The organism is Synechococcus sp. CC9311 (genome assembly GCF_000014585.1).
Lineage (GTDB): Bacteria > Cyanobacteriota > Cyanobacteriia > PCC-6307 > Cyanobiaceae > Synechococcus_C.
The window spans coordinates 454,764-472,809 of record NC_008319.1; the positions used below are offsets into that span (position 1 = coordinate 454,764).

The following is an 18,046-nucleotide window of genomic DNA, read 5'->3' on the forward strand; positions in this document are numbered from 1 at the left end:
CAGCCTTCATCGGAGCCTCAAGCCCATTGCGCGAATCCCGCCAGGGTCGAGAATAAATCCTTGTTTTTTTAATCCCTCAAGCGCAATTGCGGGTGCTGAGATTGAAATGCTGCACCCTGGTAATTCTTTTTTCAAGAGTGCAAGCGAGTGATGGAGCAAGGCGTTCAATAGCAATTTCTGATCGTCACCAGGACAGGCGGCGAGGTTCCAGAGATTGGCATTCAAGGCCAGGTCGCTTGTCGCTCGAATAAAACCAACAAGAGCTTGATCGCGCTCGTCGATGATGCTGAGCTGCCAGAGGCTGCGACTGAGAGCCAAGGACCAACGCTCCAGTGGATGAGCGGGCTCACCGCAGGACATCAGCAGAGCATTAATCGCATCCCCGCTCGGATCGGGGGCGGTTTGTAGCCGGTAGTGGGCAGGCAGTCGTGGAGCAGCGGCCTGCTGTCGGAATGGAAGCGGTGACACTCAGCCTGTATTGCGCATACCTGCAGCGATTCCGTTAATGGTTAGAAGTGCACCGCGAAGAAGCTCGCTACGGCTGTAAGTGCGTCCGTCTCCATCGCTGCTGGGCGATTCACTCATGGGTGGTTGACGGTTTTGATCTCTCAGTCGACGCAACAAAGCGACTTGAAGAAAACCAAGCGGAACGATCGTGCGATTGCGTAGATCAACCGAGAGCTGCAGGGCGGGATCAGCATCAAGAAGTCTCTCCTGGCCTGTGATGGCCAAGACAAGCTCCTTGGTTCGGGCATATTCCTCGGCCACCGTCGCGTAAATCTTTTCAAATGCTTCGTGGTGTTCAGCACTGCCCAAACTGGTCACGTAATGACGCGCGAGGTCGAGATCCACTTTGGAGAGGGTCATCTCCACTTTGGAGATCAGCATGCGGAAGAAAGGCCAGCGCTGATGCAAGGTGCGCAACAACGTGAGTTGGTCTGGATCTGCCTCCAGCTCTTCACTAAGAGCCGAACCAACCCCAAACCAGCTGGGGAGTAAAAAGCGGCTCTGGGTCCAGCCGAACACCCAGGGAATGGCCCTCAGGCTGGAGAGGTCCCGAGTGCCTGTTTTCCTTCGTGCGGGGCGACTGGAAATCTGCAGTTTGCTGATTTCCTCGATGGGAGTGACCTGCTGGAAAAAGGCCACAAGATCAGGGTTGTCGTGCACCAAGGCTCTGTAATTGCGGCGTGAGCTCTTGGCGACCCTGGACATCAATTTATTCCAGCTCGGTGTTGCATCGAGTTGGTTGGTCACCAGGCTGTTTTGGATGACTGCGGTGGTCACTGTCTCAAGGTTGTACAAAGCCAGCTCAGGCAAGCTGTATTTCGAGGCCAGAACTTCGCCCTGCTCCGTGATCTTGATGCGTCCCTGCAGGGTGCCACTGGGCTGAGCCAAGATCGCTTGATAGGCCGGACCGCCACCACGTCCGACAGATCCACCACGCCCGTGGAATAGACGCAGGGCAATGCCCTGACGAGAAGCCAAGTCTTGCAAGGCGATCTGGGCTTGATGGATCTCCCAGTTGCTGGAGAGAAATCCTGAATCCTTATTGCTATCGGAGTACCCGAGCATGAGCTCTTGTAGGAGCAGCCCCTGGGTGCCGACCTTGGGTAGCAAATCTCGATAGAGCGGGGTCTGGAACAGGTGCTCCATCACCTCAGGAGCCCTCTGGAGGTCTTCCACGGTCTCGAACAGAGGAACGACAAGGAGGTCGGCATGGCGGGCTGAAGGATCAACCAAGCCCGCTTCTTTGGCGAGCAGCAGCACCTCGAGCAAATCGGAGACGCTGTGACTCATAGAGATCACGTAGGTGCCGCAAATCCGACTGCCGAATTCATCCTGTAGGCGGTGCAGCATCCGGAACACATCGACCGTTTCTGCTGTGGCCGCAGACCAGCTAACAGCAGGAGGAATCAAGGGCCGACGTGTTTGCAACTCCTCCATCAACCAGGCCACACGCTCCGCTTCGTCCATCGCTCCGTAGGCGCGATCTGGATTGATGTACCGGCTCAGTTCGTCAAGGGCATCACTGTGTCGAGTGCTTTCTTGTCGGATGTCTAAACCTGCCAGTGAAAACCCGAAGATGTGCACTTGGGTGAGCAGGGTGTCGAGGGGTTCACAGCTCAAATCGGTGTTAACCAAACTGGTTCGGATCAGTTCAAGTTCGCTGCGGAATTCAGCGATCGAGCCGTAGTGGAGAGCATCACCAGGGGCGTTGCCCGGAGTAAAAGATGGCAAGCCTTCAGGCGGGGTTCGCCAGCCCGCATCAGCCAGTTGCTGATTACGCAATTGCGTGAGACGTAAGCGCTCAAGCACGAAGCTGAGCTTGAGCCGATAGGGCTCAAGCCGGTATCTGGTGGCGCGCTCCTCGTAGACGTCTGGGAAGCGCAGTCGATCCATTTCCAATGATTCGAGCAATGGAGGACTCACCTGGCTCCACTGCATGGAAATGCTGAGTTGATTGCGAAGGTGTTGAACGGCGCTGATGTACCGATCAAGCATTAACTGGCGCTGATAACAGGCTGTACGCCAAGTGATTTCAGTGGTAACTGAAGGGTTCCCATCCCTGTCGGATCCCACCCATGATCCAAACGTGCAAAACGATGAGGACGGAACTCTGACGTCTGGATAGCTCGCAGCAAGGGACGCGACGATCCGGCGCCGTAGCTGCGGCATGGCATTGAACAGAACCTGCTGGAAGTAATGGAGGGCGTAGTCCACTTCATCCAGAACCGATGGTTTGAATTGATGGAGTTCATCGGTTCTCCACCAAAGCCGGATCTCTTCTTCAAGCTGCAGTCGCACGCTATCCGTGGCCCCTGAGGGTGTCGGTGGCTGAGTTTCAAGTTGCTGAAGGAGACTGGCAACGCGCCGCTGCTTATGGCGAACGGTATGACGCACGATCTCCGTGGGGTGGGCTGTGAAGACCAAACGGATATCGAGTTCCTGGAGCAGGGCCTCAAGCTGGGCTGGGGGAACGTTTAGACGTCTCAGTCGCTCAAATAATTCTCTGAATGTTGCAGGTTCGGTCTGGGTCGCCAGAGGCGGAGCAAACGGATCGAATTGCTCTGCCTGGTCCTGTGATCGATTAATGCTTTCGAGATAGGTGTCCTCTTCAATGCGTTGTTCCAGGATGTTGACGAGCTGGAAATACAGTGAGAACGCTCTCGCGGCAGCGATGGCTTCGGCAAGATCCATCCCCTTGATGAGATCAATCAGTGCATCGGTCCCAGCTGGATGTTCACCAGGAAGAACCGGATCACTGAGCTGCTTCATGCGCAGGAGTTGCTCGGCCTGTTCTGGTGGACATTCGCTGCGCAGAACGGTTCGCCACAGGTCTTCGACAAGAGCAAGGCGTTGCTGCAGGAGCTGTCCACCGCCGGCTTCATTGCCATCAGCCCTGGGCTGTGTGCTCTCAGGAATCAGGGCTGATGACGAATGCATCGATGGGAAACCGCTATCAGATGGAATCATGATCATCCCAAAGCGTCAGCCAGGGATCGATCGATCGGCTGTTCTTCCTGTTCCATCTCGAGGATGCCAGTGCGGAATTCCTCTTCAAGGCTGCGTCCATTCTCAATTCCTTTGAGCCAACGCATGGCTTGATTCCCTTCCGCAAGAACGGATTCGAGAGGGAGCAGGTAGGACGTCAATTCAAGTTCGTGCGCTAAGGGCATCACGTCATTGATCATGTCCCTCAGCCAGTTACGACATAAACGTTGGCGACCATCACGCCAATCACGCAATTGCGCATCGAGGCTATGCCTAGCGGCAGTGGCGTCATTGGTATCGCTGAGCACCATGAGCTGATCGGCGCTGAGGTCACTCGCCTTAAAGGGGTCGAGTTGATTGGGCTCCCGAAGCAACATCAGCACGCGCAGTTCCATCAGGGCTGTAATCGCCAGCAGCAGATCTGGATTGGTGACTAGATCGCAGATCCTTAGCTCGAGTCGGTTGAGGTCAAAGGGTCGTTGTGGGCCATTGGGACGGACCGACGTCCAGAGATGGCGCACGTTGTGCATGCGCCCCTCCATTAACTGGGTGTCAGTCCATTCCACGAAATGCTCTAGATCGCGAAAGAGGGGAACTTGTTTAGGAGTGAGAGGGAATTGCAGCCAACGTTGTGAATGGGCGCCGGTGATCTGGCGATTGAGAAAGGGTGAACTGGCGCTTAAGGCAAGCAGTAGGGCTGCTTCACAACGCACAAGACGCAGAGCGGCAAATAAATCGGCCGGTTCACTGATCCCCAGGTTGATATGAATGCTGGCCGTTACAACAGTGGTGCCGTAAGTGGCTTCGATGAGGTCGTGATATGGATCGTTTGGATTGGATCGTTCAAATTGCGTGGCATCTCCCAACGTGAGGGTGCTGCCTGGGAGCAAGGTGAGATTACGTTCTGCAAGCCATGTCCGTAGGCGCCTGCGCGGGGCCAGAAGGGCTTCTTTGAGTTTTCCGTAATCGGATTCAGGATTTGTGATGTATTCCAGATTGCGGTGGTCGGGCTCAACGCAAAATTCAGTGAGATCCTGCTTGACCAGCTCGGCTACACCAACGTTCTCACCGCTGCTTCGACCGGTGAATAGTTCCACTTCAAACCCTTTGAGTCTGAGCTTTTGGATCATGACTTCGGATCCTCGAGGCAAGCGAGAGCGGTCAACATGGCGCGGGCCTTGTTCAGCGTTTCTTGATACTCGGACGCTGGGTCGGAATCGGCGACAACGCCAGCACCGGCTTGTACTTGAATGTTCCACCCCCCCTCAGGGTGAGGACGAACCACCATCGTGCGAATGGTGATTGCCGTGTTGAGAGCGCCTGCTAGATCCACAGAACCGTAGACGCCGGAGTAAGGCCCTCGAGCATCGGGCTCCAGCTGATGAATCAGCTGCATGGCCCTGATTTTTGGAGCGCCGCTCACCGTTCCCGCCGGGAACGAGGCCATCAGCAAGTCCCAGATGTCTCGTCCTTGAGCCAGTCGTCCTTCAACTTGGCTCACGATGTGCATGACATGGGAGTAGCGCTCGATCACCATCAGCTCTTTGACATCCACCGTGCCAGCGGTGCAAACCCTGCCTAAGTCATTGCGGCCAAGGTCAACCAACATCACGTGTTCAGCCCGTTCTTTTGGATCAGCAAGCAGATCGACTTCAAAATTTCGATCTTCCAGCTCATTGCGCCCGCGTGGGCGCGTGCCGGCGATGGGTCTCAGGCTGGCACGTATGCCTCCCTGGTCTGGTTCTGCCTTGACCATGACTTCAGGGCTTGAACCGATCAGGTACCAGTCTCCGAAATCAAAAAAAGCCATGTAAGGGGATGGATTGACCATCCTCAAGCTCCGGTAGACCTCTAAGGGGGGCTGCGAGACGCGAGTTTCCAGCCTTTGGCTGATCACGAGCTGGAAAGCGTCTCCTGCGGCGATGTGTTCTTGGGCCGTGGCAACGGCTTCTTGGTAGTTCTCAGGAGATCGATTGCTTTCTGTTTCTGGTGTAGGCCTCGCAGCAGGCTTCCAGCGCAGAGGACGCACCTGGGGCAGAGGTGATGCCATGCGATTTTCAAGCCCAAGGATTCGCCCCATGGCACCGTCCCAGGCTTGATCTGCGCTTTTGGCCGCGGCCCTGGTATTGCTCAAATCTCCGTAAGCCACTGCCGTGATCAAACGCTTCACTTGATCGATGATCAAGATGCTGTCCATCAACATCCAAACGCCATCAGGCGGAGCGTTCTCGTCTGCTTTGTGCACGGGAACGCTGGGTTCTATCCAACGGATGAGCTCATACCCCCACATCCCATACAACTGCCCTAGGGGTGGAAGGCCTGGAAGAGAGACGGGTCTGTAGGCATTCGTGCATTCACGAAGAACCTCTAGGGGATTGCCTTGAAAGCTCTCTTCGTAGCCATCTCGCCAGCGGCGGGTCAGAACGTCTCCTCTGGCTGAGAGTGTCCACAAGGGATCACAGGCAATCACACTCCAACGTCCAAGGTTCTCGCCACCTTCGACGGATTCGAGTAAGACCCCAGGTGGGTGGCCTTCACCGACCTTGAGCCAAGTAGTGAGAGGGGTTTCTAGGTCAGCGGGCCAGCTATGGGCTACGGGGATAAACGTTGCCCCGCAGCGAGCTGCTTCAAGAAAGGCGGAGCGGTCGGGGCTGAGCATGAGGAGATTGTTGCAGCCGACCGCTGGGCATCATGGCCGAACGCTGATCAGGAGTCGTATGTATTGCGACCGCTGAACTTGATATTTGCAGGATTGGTGTTCGCACCGATTCTCCTGGGGTTGTGTCCAACCATCGGCCGTCCCTCGTTCACTTTCTCGGGGAAGACGCCATCCAGTGGATGGAGAAACTCGGTATCGCCACCAGGGAAGATCCGATAGATCTTGAAGTCCTCGATCCGAGGCTTGAATTTGGTGCGGAGTTGAGTGCCCAAGGCCAAGCACTGTTCTTTGCGAGCGAAATACATGATGTTTTCGCCAGAAGACATCATTGCGGCTCCACCTGTGGGGAGTTCAAAGGCTTGCTCGCTCTTGCTGGTCCAGGTGATGGCGTACTTCTCTTCCGTTTCAGCGGAATTGAGCAGGCCGCCGGTGCTGCCGATGTACTGGGGGAGCTGACCGGTTAAGGCGGATGCTGTCATAGCTGTCCTCGAAATTCGGCATGCCGTGATGCCAAAAAATTAGCATTGCGCATTGGGCCTGATCGCTCTTCTGGCCTGGAATCTTCACACCCGTCAACAATGCGGGGCTAAAGGGAAAAACACGGTTAAACCACGATCTCGTCGCTGGGTGAGACGCCCGCCTAGCCGGGCGAGTAAACGCCGCGTGGCGGTCTGACTGAGCTGCAAACTTCCTGTGTCTGGATTCCAGCTCAGCACTGGTCCAAGCTGGGCGATTGGTTCTGGACTGGCGACCCCTTCTCCACGTTCTGCAGGACTCTGACCATGCAGTTGCAACTTGAGACGAGCTCCAGCGGGTTGAAGGGTGAGCACGAGCTGGCTTCCACTGGGCAGCCCTCGACTGCAACGATCCACCAGGCCTCCCAGCATCGGTTCCAGACGACTTGGATCGCTCAGAACGGAAGGAAGGTTGCTGGCGATTGCAAGGCTTAGCTCAATGCCCCGCCGCTGGAGCTGCTGTTCCCAGGAGGGCGTCAACAGACCGATCATGCTGCCTAGATCAGTGTGAGCCAGAACAGAGGGACTTTCTGGCTGGCGCTGTAGTTCTGCCGCCTGAAAGATCAGGCCGAACCGGTCAATTTGTTCGCTGCATTCGGTGTCGATCATTTCAAGGCGCTTGATGGCGGTCTCGGGCAAGTCGTTGCGTCTGAGTAAAGATCGGATCAGGGTGCGAATCGTCGATAGAGGTGTCCGCACTTCATGGGCGATTGCCTCAAGCAAGGACAACTCTTCATCGGCCTTGCTCGCCGCCGATCCCTGTTCGCTCGTTGTTTGGGGCTGCTGATGGCTCTGGGCGGGAGCTGATGTCGACGCCTGCAACGTCACAGTGGGTGCCATGCTCGCAAGTCTCACCGCCAGGCTTGGCCAGAATGTTTGCCCTAGGGCACTGCTGCTTTCAAGCGGGCCAAGCGCCTCGAGGGCTTGATGCAGAGCCAGTGCTTGATCGGGGGCATCCAGTTTCAGCCTCTGTTCAATTAGGCCAAGCACGCTGCCAAGGGTTTCAGGCTCACTGCGCATGAGCAGCTGACGTTGGCTAGCGCCTCCATGAAGGGCTAGGGCGATTTGCACCTTGGCAGTGATGACAACCAAGAGCGGGTCATGACAGTCGTCCTCGTGAAGCGGTAGACGTCTGAAGGTCGATGATTGCAGCGAGTAAGTTGCTCCTCCGTGGCTCTGGCGAGCTCTTAGGAGGTCTGGAGGCAGGAGGCTTGTGCTGGGCGATGTCAGAGCTCCGAGTGCCTTAGGTGCCCAGACCCACCCCTGCAGGCTGCTCAGAAGTTGGGGTGAATAGAGCGCCGGTAGGGGGGCCGCAAGCCACACTCCAGCTGGGGTCTCTTCGTTCTGTAGGAGCGTTTCCTGAAGCGTTTCCAACGCAGCCCACCACATGCGCCGCGCTGTCGAGTCATCGGAGCATCCCGAGCTCACTCCCTGCGCCATCTGTTGGTGAATGGTTTGGAGCAACATCACTGGCTCATCGGTTCAGGGCCCGTTGGGAGCGCCTCGATACCGAAAGACATAGCCCTAGGGCTAAGAAATTCACGACCATTGCGCTTCGGCCGTAACTCATAAACGGAAGGGGGATACCCGTTACAGGACCAAGGCCAATGGTCATGAAGATGTTCACGACAACTTGAAACATCAGCATGGTTGCGACGCCAATCACCACCAGCGATTCGAAATCAGAACGGCTTTGCCCAGCCAGCTGAAGCAGGCGACCCATCAAGAGAGCAAATCCGACAACAACCAAAATCGTTCCTAAGAATCCAGTCTCTTCTCCAAGAGCACTGAAGATGAAGTCGGTGTGCTGCTCAGGAATAAAACGCAATTTCGTAAGTTGCCCTTGTAGGAGCCCCATCCCGAACAATCCTCCAGAGCCAATTCCAACTGTGCTTTGCAGCAGGTGGTAGCCGCCTCCGAGGGGATCTTTCGCTGGGTCGAGAAACAGCACCAGGCGATCACGTTGATAGTCCTGCAATCCGTGCATCCACATCCATGGGGTGACGAGGGCCGCAGCAGATTGCACGATCAGCACGAGTGCAAGCGCAACCCGTTTCCATGGCAACGATGAGTAGGAAATGATCATTGTTAACGGGATCCAAGCAGCGAGTCCCCAGGGGAACAATCCAGCGAGCAAGGCCGTAGCCAAAGGTGAGAGCAGCAGCACGAGCCACTCAATCGGCATGCCAGACCAATAGAGCATCGTGAGAAGCAGCGCTCCAAAGACGAGCGATGTGCCGAGGTCGGGCTGGATAAACACCAGCAACCAAGGGATCGAGATAATCCCCAGTGGACGCAGCAGATCGACGGGTCTTTCGACAGGGTGCCGATCGAGCACCGCAGCCAGCAACAGAATGGCTGACAATTTTGCGAACTCCGACGGTTGAACGTGCACCCCGCCGATGCTGATCCAGCGTTGAGCGCCCAGCGCAGTGGTGCCGATCAGGCGAACGGCGACCAGGCTGATCACAGTGATGGCGTAGATCGGAATCAGCAGTGGTTTCAGCCGCAGCAATGGCAGCCTGGCTGTCACAAGAGCGATCACAACTCCGACAGCGGCCGTGATCCAGTGGTGATACCAGTCGGCGTAATCAGCTTGGCGCTGGGTGCTTGCGATTAAGAGGCCCGCCACCATGACCATGGCGAGGGGGATCCCCCACAACACCGGTTCCTTGAGCCGCCAGCCTTTGCGTCGCCGGTTGAGGGTGAACGGGCTGTGTTCACGACTCATCGGGCCAATTTTCATGGTCAGCCGATCGCTTGAAGGCTATTGCCAAGTGTCTCAGCCAACTCTTTGAAGGCTTGAGCACTTGCGGAGTTGGGATGGCTGATGCTGATGGGCTGGCCTTGATCGCCTCCCTCTTGCACTGACATTTCCATCGGGATCTGTGCCAAAAGAGGAACGTCGAAGGCTTCTGCCAATGTTTGCCCTCCTCCGGATCCAAACAGGGCATAGCTCTTGTCGGGCTGATCTGGTGGGATGAAAGCACTCATGTTCTCGACGACGCCAAGAACCGGGACCCCCATCTGAAGAAACATGGCTAAGCCTCGCCTGGCATCTTGTAAAGCCACCTTTTGTGGTGTGGTCACGATCACCACTCCAGCCATCGGCACGGCTTGTGCCAGGGACAGTTGGGCATCGCCAGTTCCGGGAGGAAGATCCACGATCAGGACATCGCGCTCGGTCCAGTCCACTTGGTAAAGAAACTGTCGAATAATCCCGTTCAGCATTGGTCCGCGCCAGATCACGGGTTGGTTCTCTTCGATCAATAACCCCATCGAGACCATGGCGACCCCACAGCTTTCCAGTGGGATCATTCGCTGATCATCACCAGAGCCACTGACCTCAGGGCTTTGATCGGCAACGCCAAGCATGATCGGGGCGTTGGGCCCGTAGATATCGGCATCGAGCAAGCCAACACGGAGTCCCTGTTTTGCCAGTGAGCAAGCCAGATTGACCGCCACTGTGCTTTTGCCGACCCCTCCTTTCCCACTGCTAACGGCAATCACCTGTTTGACACCAGGAATGGGCTGGCGTTCGGCTGCTTGGCCATGGCCGGCCTGACCAATTCCACCTTGAGAAGGGGGGGTGCCAACTTCAATTTGAACGTCCTGAATGGCTTCAAGGCCTAGGAGGCGTTCTCGAGCTTCAGAGACGATGCGTTCCCGTTGACCTTGAGCAAAGCCAGGGAGATTGAGACGGAGCACCGCTCGGGGTGGATCAACGCGTACGCGATCGAGCCAGCCGAGATCCATAACAGACCGATTGCTGCCTGCATCCACAATCCCTTTAAGCAACTCAGCTGCCTGTTCTGCTGTGGCCATGCATCTGTTGCTTTGGGGTGGATCCTAGGGGCGCCGCCCATGACAGTCCTTCACACATGCTTGTCGGGACCGGTGTCAGGCTGAAAGGGTCGTTTGATCGTTCATCGCCAGTTCATGGTTCGCTCCCTACTCAAGCGCCTCAAGGGCAAGATCTTGCTCTCCTCGGATGCCACGGGGGAGCGACCGCCGTCCGATTCCCGCACGCGAGCCCGGGCGCTCGTGCAGGGCCTCCAAAATGAAATTTGCGCTGGTCTGGAGCAACTGGATGGCAGCGCCCATTTCCAGGAAGAAAGCTGGGATCGTCCGGAAGGCGGTGGTGGGCGCTCGAGGGTGATGACCGAAGGGCGAGTGTTTGAGCAGGGAGGGGTGAATTTTTCTGAGGTTCACGGCAAAGAACTGCCCCCTTCGATCCTTAAGCAGCGTCCTGACGCCAAAGGACATCCTTGGTTCGCAACGGGAACGTCGATGGTCTTGCATCCGCGCAATCCCTTCATCCCGACTGTTCATTTGAACTATCGCTACTTCGAGGCAGGCCCTGTTTGGTGGTTTGGAGGTGGTGCTGATCTCACGCCCTTCTATCCGTTTCTCGAGGATGCTCGACACTTCCATCGTGAGCACAAGCGGGCCTGTGATTCCATTGATCCCAAGCTTTACACCGTGTTTAAACCTTGGTGCGATGAATATTTTTTCCTGAAGCACCGCAAGGAGACAAGGGGCATCGGTGGGATTTTCTACGATTATCAAGACGGCAGTGGTCGCTTGTATCGGGGGCAGGATCCAGAGGGTCCTGCCGCACGTCAAGCCGCTGATATTGGGTCGTTTCGCCTCGGTTGGGATCAGCTACACGATCTCGCACGCGCTTGTGGACAAGCCTTCCTGCCTGCCTACACACCGATTGTTGAGAAGCGCAATCCGCTTCCCTATGGAGAGAGAGAGCGTCAATTTCAGCTCTACCGACGTGGCCGCTACGTGGAATTCAATTTGGTCTGGGATCGGGGCACGATTTTTGGACTGCAGACCAATGGTCGTACCGAATCGATCTTGATGTCTCTTCCTCCGATGGCACGCTGGCAGTACGGCTATCGAGCCCCAGAAGGATCCCGAGAAGAATTGCTCACAGATCTATTTACCCGTCCGCAGGATTGGTTTGGGGATCCGACCCTGGAGGACCGTTGCCGCCCCCATCAGGCGATCGATTGACGCCCTGCTCCAAAGCATCGACAACGCGCAGTGCCAAGCAATCGATGGTTTGGCGTTGGGTCTTGGGATTGCGGAGCTTTTGCTCTAAGGGCGGTTCCAGCATTCCAATTTCGAGAATGCCGATTCCCCTTCGGGGTCCGCCTAAACCACCTCGAAACAGTCTCGGGAATCGTCCAAAGGCCTTTCCCAGACTTTCGTCAATCGTATTGAGAGGTCTATTAATTGCAGGGATTAAGCCTGAGCCAAATCCATAGGGGCTGTAGGCATCGAAATGGATTTCGAGGATGTACTCGCCCTTAGCTGATCGCACCCTCGCTTGCGACCAGTTGGTCTTGGGGTGGTTGTCATTGCGAATCGTGAGGGCTGGTGGGTTGTAAGCGCTGATATTGAGAGATCGAGCTTTGCCAAGGCGAACTACCGCCTTTTGAACCTTCAAATTCCAGTACAGCTCGTCGCGCATTCGTGCATCCATCGGCGCTTGCTTTTGCACGCCAACGGCAAACCCAGGGGTGCCTGCACTGTCCATCCCTTGGGAGTCGGCATGACCCGCCATCACGACAATGGGCGTATCTTTCGCTATTGGAGTCGTTCCCACCCAGCGGCCAGGCCTACGAGTTCTCGCTCCCAACAACGGGTCTGGGTTGGATGGAGTAGGGCAGACCGATCGTTTCGGAAGCGTGCCGTCTGACTTTGCAGCATCGCTGGCTTGAATCGAGAGGCTGTGCTCTTTTGCCTGAGTAAGAACTAGGGCGACCACGGACAGCAGGGTGACGCTGATCGGGATGGTGACCCGTTTGCGTTGCATCCAGGCCGGAATGAGGGGCATGGGTTTCAGTCTCAGATGGGGGAGGAGAGCAAGGAGCCATCGCTGGCGAGATCAAGCGGTTCCCCTAGAGCAAGCTCAAGGGCGATCAGTTCATCGCGGTGCGCACGAAGCCTGAGGGTGCTCCCTTCTTGGGGAGCTGGTTCGATCAAACGGATTTGGATCCCCTCCTGACGGGCAGCCCGTCGGCTGTAAACCCATCCGGCGAGAGGTCCTAGGAGGACGAGCGAGACCGGCCACCATCCAAGCGATGGGTTGAGCTCACGCAGCACAAGTCCAAGGCAACCTGCTCCAACCCCGCCGAGAAGGGAGAGCAGCGCTGCTAAAGGGTTGCTAGAGGCCACGCGCCCGCGATATTCGAGCAAACAACGCTCTGCATCGCCTCCATCGCGAATCCAACCGCGACTCTCGAGCCACGTGCAGAGCCCTTCCATGACTTCGAGCGCGGGCTTAGGGGAGTGCACTTCCACCACAGTGGTTCGATCTTTGCTGGCAGCCCGTAGGAAAAAAACGAGTCCGATGGCCAACAGCAGAGTCAGCAACAATGTGGATGTCTGTGTGGTTGGCATCCGCCGCGCTTGGTTTTTTAGTCCACCTGTTCTAGGTGGTCATGGGTTCATGTTCGTGGAGCCAACGATGCCATGGTTCCATCAACCGCTCAGCCTCGGCTCTGGCTTCTTCATGAAGATGGAGCATGCGGCGAGGACGGCCGCGGCTTGGGCAACGCTTGCTATAGCAATCGAGCAGTTCTTGCTGATTCAGGAAATCAACGGCTTGGTGCAGAACGGTTTCAGAGACGCGCAACTGTGGATGTTCCCGTTGAAGTCTCTGGAGCAGTCCAGAGGGGTAGCTGTCGTGTTGGAGAAGACAGTCCACGATCCAGCACACCGCAAGTTCGAGATCTAAGAACAGTGGCGGTGGTTGCTGAAAATAATGTTCGATATCGGCCAGGCAGTTTTGAGTGGCGTTGCGACGGTGGAGCATAAAGCCGATCGATCTCAGTTTGGTCTAGCTCGGTCTCGGTTTGATTTTCAAGCTGCGAATGGGAAAAGATTCCGCGTGCGGGCAAGAGGTCAAAGTGGAGAGCTGCGTCCAACCTTTCTGTTGCCATGACTGACATCTCCGCACAGCCTCGAGCGTTTGCTGTTTTTGATGGCGATCTTGATGCGGACTGGGCGGAGCGCTACAGCCATGCCACCGCTCTCGCTGTGGATACGGAAGCCATGGGCTTGATTCATGGAAGGGATCGTCTCTGCCTGGTTCAAATCTGTGATGCTGAAGATCAGGTGTCCTGCGTTCGCATCGCTCTGGGGCAAACCGAGGCTCCACGTCTTAAAGAATTGATGGAGCGGGCCTCTATTGAGAAGGTGTTCCATTTCGCCCGCTTTGATGTTGCGGCACTTGCCACCGGGCTGGGGATCAGGGTGAACCCCATTTTCTGCACGAAGGTGGGGAGCCGATTAGCCCGCACCTACAGCCCTCGGCATGGACTCAAAGAGGTGGTGATGGAGTTGGTGGGTGTGGAGCTGGATAAGCAGGCTCAAAGCAGTGATTGGGGGCGTGTGGATGAACTCAGCGAGACACAACTCGCCTATGCGGCTAACGATGCGCGCTACCTACTGCCCGCCAGAGACCGCCTGAAGGAGATGTTGCAGCGTGAGGGGCGTTGGGAGCTTGCCGAGCGTTGCTTTGAGTGCATTCCGGTGATGTCCGATCTCGATCGCTTCCGCTTTAACCAGACGTTTGAACATTGATGGCCTCAACGCTCTGTTGTCCTATTGATCTGGAAGTTAATCCTCCACCATGAATTTCTCATCCAGGGGCTCTGCTTCCAGCAATCGGTCGAGGACTTGTCCCTGATCGTGCTCGCCCTTGGATCGTTCGTTTTGTGCGTCTGCTAGCAGGGTTGTGGCCACTTCTTTGCGTGATGTCAAATCTTTGGCGCCAGTTTTGTTGGCGGCGAGCTCAACTCTGCGGCGTGCTGATGACTGGCTGATGCCTAGTTCTGTGGCCAGTTCCGCGCAGAGCCTGAGGTAGTCATGGTCCTGAATCGCGGGCATGGCTGAAGGACGATTACCTCTCAGTATCCGTGGCCGAGCGGCAGTTGGATCAGAACGCGCTTAGCGATGGCTTCACTACCACCGGCAGGCCCCATGCGTTGGCGACCTTTTCGACCCATTTGCAATCTCAGAGACGGATCCTCGAGAAGCTGATTCAGGCGTGTGTTGAGCTCATGGCTCGATTGACATGGACGCACTGCTCCGCCGAGCAATCGACTTTGGCGTTTTGCGAATCCTTGGGTGAACTGAGGCCCTTTCCCAGGAAGTGACAGAGCGGGAATGCCAAGACCTACAAGTTGCTCGGTGGCTGTTCCTGCCGTTGCCACGCCCACTTCAGCCCATGGAGCCCAGAGTTCAAGCTGACCAGTTCCCAATAGGACAAGGACATGTCCCTTGAGCCAGCAGGCTCCTGCTTGCAAAGCATCACTGGGTGGCGGACTGGATCGAAACCCCTGGCGCTTGAGTTCTGCTCCAAGGGCTGGCAGGCCAGGAGTGCTGCCAAGCGCAACCAGCACGGCAATCGGTCGGTCGCTGGGCAACGGTGCCAAACCAAGAAGTAAACGGCTGAAGTTGCGCTCTGCTTCGGGTATTCGGCTTCCGCATAGCAACAGGATGCGCCTGCACCGACTCAGGCTTGCAGGAACGCTTGCGTTGCTCAGTCCATCCATCATCGGATTGCCAGGGGCTTCGGCGCGGACCCCATGTCGTCGTAGCCCTCGAGCCGTTAAACGGTCACGGGTGAAAACCAAATGGCAGCGTTTGTTGCGCATAAGCAGCCACTCCCAGGGATCCCATTCGCTTCCCTTAAGGGCGTGATAGTTGTCGCTGAGGTCTTGTCCAGGGCCGCTACACCAGGTGTAATCGCTTTTCGGGGTGCCGACGAAGCCGAAGGGCCGTCCCGAACCCCAAGCCATCAAGAGGGGGAGAAGGTCTCCCACGGCAAGAACGGCGTCGACCTGAGCCCGATGCTTGCGCAGGCATCGCCATTGCTGCCAAGTGAGCAGGGGTAGCCCTGCGATTACATCCGCTAGGAGGCCCCGAAGACTTTGATTGCTAAAACCGCCGCTTGGGAGCGGAGCGGAGGGGCCGATTTGTTGTACCCAGCCTTGTTCCGTGGCGGTCCTGAAGCTTCCCCCTTCCCCAACGAGCGGCAACACCTTCAGCCTTAGTTGCGGACGTTGGTTGTGAAGCGCCTCGATGATTTTCAAGGCGATGATGTCTTCCCCATGACCATTGCTGATCAGCAGCAAGGAACCAGAACCCTCGCTGATACGATCCGCTAGTGGAGTTAACGCTCCCTGAACGGCGGCATGGCCAAGTGGTAAGGCAGAGGATTGCAAATCCTTTATCCCCAGTTCGAATCTGGGTGCCGCCTTTGATCTCAACAGGCCCGAAAGGGTTCCTTTGATTGTTTTGTGTATCCCCACGCTACGCAAAACCCTCAAATTTTTTGCTCAGAGTGCGTCGCATTGGCGATGGATTGTGGTCTTGTTGTTGAAGGGCTCTTAAGGAGTTTGCGCTTGTTCTCCTTTCAGACATCTTCCCAGATCTTCGTGAGCTGAAAGTCTTGATCATGCGATTGTTTTGTGCCTGACAGAGGGCTGCGATGAGGTCAGGGATGACGGTTGCGTCTGGAACGGCAGTTCTTATGAATGTTGCGCTCAAGGTCAAGGGTGAAGCAAAAAAAAGCCCCAGGAGCGTTCGATCTCCTGAGGCCTGAGTCGTTCTCATGCGACCACGCCTTTCTAAGCAGGTTTCTGAGTATTTGTGCTTACGGAATGCCGTCAATTGAGGTTCGGTTGCCCGTGGCCGCACCGTCTCGCACGCTGTCAGGCCTGCCTCTGCGGGTGGTCATTGAGGGCTTGCAGGATCAAAGTGAATTGCACTTTGATGGGCTGATTGGGTGAAAAATCTGAGAAATAGGGTTCTAATTTTGCTTGAGGAGAAGCAAGATGGCCGCCAAAGTACATTGATTGTCAAAGTAATTGGGGTTTTGATTGTCTTTTCAATTGTTTTAGCTATCCTTGCGACAGAGCCAGTAATTCGTGGTCCTCATCTTGATCTTCTGGCGAAATTAGATCTGATTGTCGCAATCTTGTTTCTTGCAGAATATCTTTCCCGTTTGTGGATTGCACCGCTAAGGGATGGGGCACGGAGTGGAGTGCGAGGAGTCTTGGACTTCGCGATCACTCCCATGGCAATTCTTGATCTTGTTGCTATTGCTCCAACGATTCTAGGATTTATTTCTCCTGAACTTTACCTTCTTCGAATTATTCGTCTTGTACGAATTGGGAGGATAGGCCGATCTAAGCGCTTCCAGAAAAGCGTGAGGCATTTCAATTATGCCATCACTTCGAAGCGGGAAGAATTGCAAATTTCGGCAATCTATTCGGCTGTGGTTATTAGCATTAGCAGCGCTTTGATGTATTTAGTTGAGGGGAGTATTCAGGCTGAGCAGTTTGGCTCAATCCCTAGATGCCTTTGGTGGTCAATCATTACCGTAACCACCGTTGGCTATGGCGATGTCTCTCCAGAAACTGCTGCAGGAAAGATTGTGGCTGCTATGACGGCATTGTTTGGGATTGCTGTGATCGCGATCCCTATCGGAATTATTTCTTCTGGCTTTACCGATTCTTTGAAGCTAGAAAAAATAAATATAGGTTCTGGGAATGATTAAGGCCTCTATCAGGCTTCATCGGTACTTCTAGGGTGCGGGCTTTTATTGTTTGAATTACACGTGTTGAAAAAGAGTTTTGAAGCCTAAAGATACGCCTCCGCTTTGTAAATCTCACCATTGAAGTGCAAAGCGCTGCAGCGTAGAACTCGGTTTTTCAAGCTGCATTCTCCGTTTTTGGCGGCCCAAGCTTTGGGTAAGCCCGTTGCAATTCCATTGGGGTTGAAGGATGCCTCTGCCACGCTTGAGACCTTGCTTTGCCAGGACCCGGCATCTAAGCGACAGGTTCCTGTGCTGCATTTCAAAGGCGATTCTCCTTGTGTTGTGAAGGTCACGAACGTGAGCTGCCTACGGGAATTTTTGGTGGTGCCATGACCAATTAAACGCACGGCTACTACGGATGGACTCCGTCCCTTCAGCTGCAAGGTGATGCAAGCAGCGATCTTTTGTGTGCTGTCGATGAAGGAACACTTTTTTGTATCGGTTTCGTAGCGGCCAACCTTGAGATTTGGATCGGCAGACCCTTTCATCTGAAAGATCAGCATGCTGCTCAGCAGGATCAAGATCAAGGGGCTTAATCGCAGAGAGGGAGAGCAATCCATTGTCCGTTTAGTAATCGTTATCGGCTACGCAGATACCCATGCAGCGGATGCCATTGGAGGCAGTACGACGGCAGTGGGGACAGAGGACCTTTTCACTTTGGCCAGGTGTCATGCCATCACCTGCTCCATTGGCCTCATCCCCGGATGGTTTGCTCGTGCTGATGATGGATTCTGCGTTCGATGCCATGGCGAGCGC

Annotated in this window: 18 protein-coding genes and 1 tRNA gene; 4 read left to right on the forward strand and 15 right to left on the reverse strand. The window is 55.6% G+C overall.

Features of this window, described 5'->3' with window-relative positions:
- Positions 1–6: 6 nt before the first annotated feature.
- The 8 genes from SYNC_RS02215 to SYNC_RS02250 form a co-directional block, all read right to left on the reverse strand.
- Entirely contained in the window at positions 7–468 is a 462-nt protein-coding gene (locus SYNC_RS02215; protein ID WP_011618419.1) for a hypothetical protein, read from the reverse strand.
- Positions 469–3,480 carry a phosphoenolpyruvate carboxylase gene (gene ppc / locus SYNC_RS02220; RefSeq protein WP_193328838.1) on the reverse strand — a complete coding sequence of 1,004 codons (3,012 nt, stop codon included), beginning with the start codon at positions 3,478–3,480 and terminating at the stop codon, positions 469–471.
- Positions 3,477–4,622: a glutamate--cysteine ligase gene (gene gshA / locus SYNC_RS02225; protein WP_011618421.1), complete on the reverse strand. Its 1,146-nt coding sequence runs from the start codon at positions 4,620–4,622 to the stop codon at positions 3,477–3,479. The genes ppc and gshA overlap by 4 nt, the downstream gene beginning before the upstream one ends.
- Positions 4,619–6,151, reverse strand: a complete 1,533-nt coding sequence (locus tag SYNC_RS02230) for an anthranilate synthase component I family protein (RefSeq protein ID WP_011618422.1) — start codon at positions 6,149–6,151, stop codon at positions 4,619–4,621. Before SYNC_RS02230 ends, gshA begins: the two co-directional genes overlap by 4 nt.
- Before the next feature lie 47 nt (positions 6,152–6,198).
- Entirely contained in the window at positions 6,199–6,630 is a 432-nt protein-coding gene (locus tag SYNC_RS02235; protein ID WP_011618423.1) for a photosystem I reaction center subunit II PsaD, read from the reverse strand.
- 93 nt (positions 6,631–6,723) lie between these two features.
- On the reverse strand, positions 6,724–8,133 hold the full coding sequence (locus SYNC_RS02240) for a sensor histidine kinase KdpD (protein ID WP_011618424.1): 1,410 nt from the start codon (positions 8,131–8,133) through the stop codon (positions 6,724–6,726).
- Positions 8,134–8,140: 7 nt separating this feature from the next.
- A complete protein-coding gene (gene rodA / locus SYNC_RS02245; RefSeq protein WP_011618425.1) occupies positions 8,141–9,412 on the reverse strand; it encodes a rod shape-determining protein RodA in 1,272 nt (423 codons plus the stop codon).
- 2 nt (positions 9,413–9,414) lie between these two features.
- Positions 9,415–10,491, reverse strand: a complete 1,077-nt coding sequence (locus SYNC_RS02250) for an Mrp/NBP35 family ATP-binding protein (protein WP_011618426.1) — start codon at positions 10,489–10,491, stop codon at positions 9,415–9,417.
- Positions 10,492–10,605: 114 nt separating this feature from the next.
- Between SYNC_RS02250 and hemF the strand changes: the two genes are divergently transcribed.
- The gene (gene hemF / locus SYNC_RS02255; RefSeq protein ID WP_041426322.1) at positions 10,606–11,691 is read left to right on the forward strand and encodes an oxygen-dependent coproporphyrinogen oxidase; all 1,086 of its coding nucleotides are present in this window, start codon (positions 10,606–10,608) and stop codon (positions 11,689–11,691) included.
- On the opposite strand, the gene SYNC_RS02260 is transcribed toward hemF, so the two are convergent.
- From SYNC_RS02260 to SYNC_RS02270, 3 genes are read right to left on the reverse strand one after another with little or no spacing between them, the layout of a single operon-like run.
- On the reverse strand, positions 11,618–12,517 hold the full coding sequence (locus SYNC_RS02260) for a hypothetical protein (RefSeq protein ID WP_011618428.1): 900 nt from the start codon (positions 12,515–12,517) through the stop codon (positions 11,618–11,620). The genes hemF and SYNC_RS02260 overlap by 74 nt on opposite strands.
- 11 nt (positions 12,518–12,528) lie before the next feature.
- Positions 12,529–13,083 carry a cofactor assembly of complex C subunit B gene (locus SYNC_RS02265; protein WP_011618429.1) on the reverse strand — a complete coding sequence of 185 codons (555 nt, stop codon included), beginning with the start codon at positions 13,081–13,083 and terminating at the stop codon, positions 12,529–12,531.
- Positions 13,084–13,114: 31 nt separating this feature from the next.
- On the reverse strand, positions 13,115–13,498 hold the full coding sequence (locus SYNC_RS02270; protein WP_011618430.1) for a hypothetical protein: 384 nt from the start codon (positions 13,496–13,498) through the stop codon (positions 13,115–13,117).
- A 125-nt stretch (positions 13,499–13,623) separates the two neighbouring features.
- On the opposite strand from SYNC_RS02270, the gene SYNC_RS02275 reads away from it, so the two are divergent.
- A complete protein-coding gene (locus tag SYNC_RS02275) occupies positions 13,624–14,268 on the forward strand; it encodes a ribonuclease D (RefSeq protein ID WP_011618431.1) in 645 nt (214 codons plus the stop codon).
- 36 nt (positions 14,269–14,304) lie between these two features.
- On the opposite strand, the gene SYNC_RS02280 is transcribed toward SYNC_RS02275, so the two are convergent.
- Together SYNC_RS02280 and SYNC_RS02285 are read right to left on the reverse strand one after the other, a co-directional pair.
- Positions 14,305–14,574, reverse strand: a complete 270-nt coding sequence (locus SYNC_RS02280; protein WP_011618432.1) for a hypothetical protein — start codon at positions 14,572–14,574, stop codon at positions 14,305–14,307.
- A gap of 20 nt (positions 14,575–14,594) precedes the next feature.
- A complete protein-coding gene (locus SYNC_RS02285) occupies positions 14,595–15,824 on the reverse strand; it encodes a lipid-A-disaccharide synthase-related protein (RefSeq protein ID WP_011618433.1) in 1,230 nt (409 codons plus the stop codon).
- Positions 15,825–15,878: 54 nt separating this feature from the next.
- On the opposite strand from SYNC_RS02285, the gene SYNC_RS02290 reads away from it, so the two are divergent.
- Together SYNC_RS02290 and SYNC_RS02300 are read left to right on the forward strand one after the other, a co-directional pair.
- Positions 15,879–15,949, forward strand: a tRNA-Cys gene (locus SYNC_RS02290).
- A 528-nt stretch (positions 15,950–16,477) separates the two neighbouring features.
- A complete protein-coding gene (locus SYNC_RS02300) occupies positions 16,478–17,251 on the forward strand; it encodes an ion transporter (protein WP_049750311.1) in 774 nt (257 codons plus the stop codon).
- 83 nt (positions 17,252–17,334) lie between these two features.
- Here SYNC_RS02300 and SYNC_RS02305 read toward each other — a convergent pair whose 3' ends face one another.
- Both SYNC_RS02305 and SYNC_RS13680 read right to left on the reverse strand, forming a co-directional pair.
- The gene (locus tag SYNC_RS02305; RefSeq protein WP_011618436.1) at positions 17,335–17,850 is read right to left on the reverse strand and encodes a hypothetical protein; all 516 of its coding nucleotides are present in this window, start codon (positions 17,848–17,850) and stop codon (positions 17,335–17,337) included.
- 7 nt (positions 17,851–17,857) lie between these two features.
- Positions 17,858–18,037, reverse strand: coding sequence for a hypothetical protein (locus tag SYNC_RS13680; RefSeq protein WP_041426324.1), 180 nt, complete (start codon positions 18,035–18,037; stop codon positions 17,858–17,860).
- Between the last annotated feature and the right edge of the window lie 9 nt (positions 18,038–18,046).

Excerpts from the sequence above, each read along its gene's own strand:
- rodA (WP_011618425.1), bottom strand. The coding sequence starts at position 9,412 with ATGAAAATTGGCCCGATGAGTCGTGAACACAGCCCGTTCACCCTCAAC.
- SYNC_RS02305 (WP_011618436.1), bottom strand. The coding sequence starts at position 17,850 with ATGGATTGCTCTCCCTCTCTGCGATTAAGCCCCTTGATCTTGATCCTG.
- SYNC_RS02235 (WP_011618423.1), bottom strand. The coding sequence starts at position 6,630 with ATGACAGCATCCGCCTTAACCGGTCAGCTCCCCCAGTACATCGGCAGC.
- SYNC_RS02280 (WP_011618432.1), bottom strand. The coding sequence starts at position 14,574 with ATGCCCGCGATTCAGGACCATGACTACCTCAGGCTCTGCGCGGAACTG.
- SYNC_RS02265 (WP_011618429.1), bottom strand. The coding sequence starts at position 13,083 with ATGCCAACCACACAGACATCCACATTGTTGCTGACTCTGCTGTTGGCC.
- SYNC_RS13680 (WP_041426324.1), bottom strand. The coding sequence starts at position 18,037 with ATGGCATCGAACGCAGAATCCATCATCAGCACGAGCAAACCATCCGGG.
- SYNC_RS02270 (WP_011618430.1), bottom strand. The coding sequence starts at position 13,498 with ATGCTCCACCGTCGCAACGCCACTCAAAACTGCCTGGCCGATATCGAA.
- SYNC_RS02260 (WP_011618428.1), bottom strand. The coding sequence starts at position 12,517 with ATGCCCCTCATTCCGGCCTGGATGCAACGCAAACGGGTCACCATCCCG.
- SYNC_RS02250 (WP_011618426.1), bottom strand. The coding sequence starts at position 10,491 with ATGGCCACAGCAGAACAGGCAGCTGAGTTGCTTAAAGGGATTGTGGAT.
- hemF (WP_041426322.1), top strand. The coding sequence starts at position 10,606 with ATGGTTCGCTCCCTACTCAAGCGCCTCAAGGGCAAGATCTTGCTCTCC.
- ppc (WP_193328838.1), bottom strand. The coding sequence starts at position 3,480 with ATGATCATGATTCCATCTGATAGCGGTTTCCCATCGATGCATTCGTCA.
- gshA (WP_011618421.1), bottom strand. The coding sequence starts at position 4,622 with ATGATCCAAAAGCTCAGACTCAAAGGGTTTGAAGTGGAACTATTCACC.
- SYNC_RS02240 (WP_011618424.1), bottom strand. The coding sequence starts at position 8,133 with ATGTTGCTCCAAACCATTCACCAACAGATGGCGCAGGGAGTGAGCTCG.
- SYNC_RS02230 (WP_011618422.1), bottom strand. The coding sequence starts at position 6,151 with ATGCTCAGCCCCGACCGCTCCGCCTTTCTTGAAGCAGCTCGCTGCGGG.
- SYNC_RS02275 (WP_011618431.1), top strand. The coding sequence starts at position 13,624 with ATGACTGACATCTCCGCACAGCCTCGAGCGTTTGCTGTTTTTGATGGC.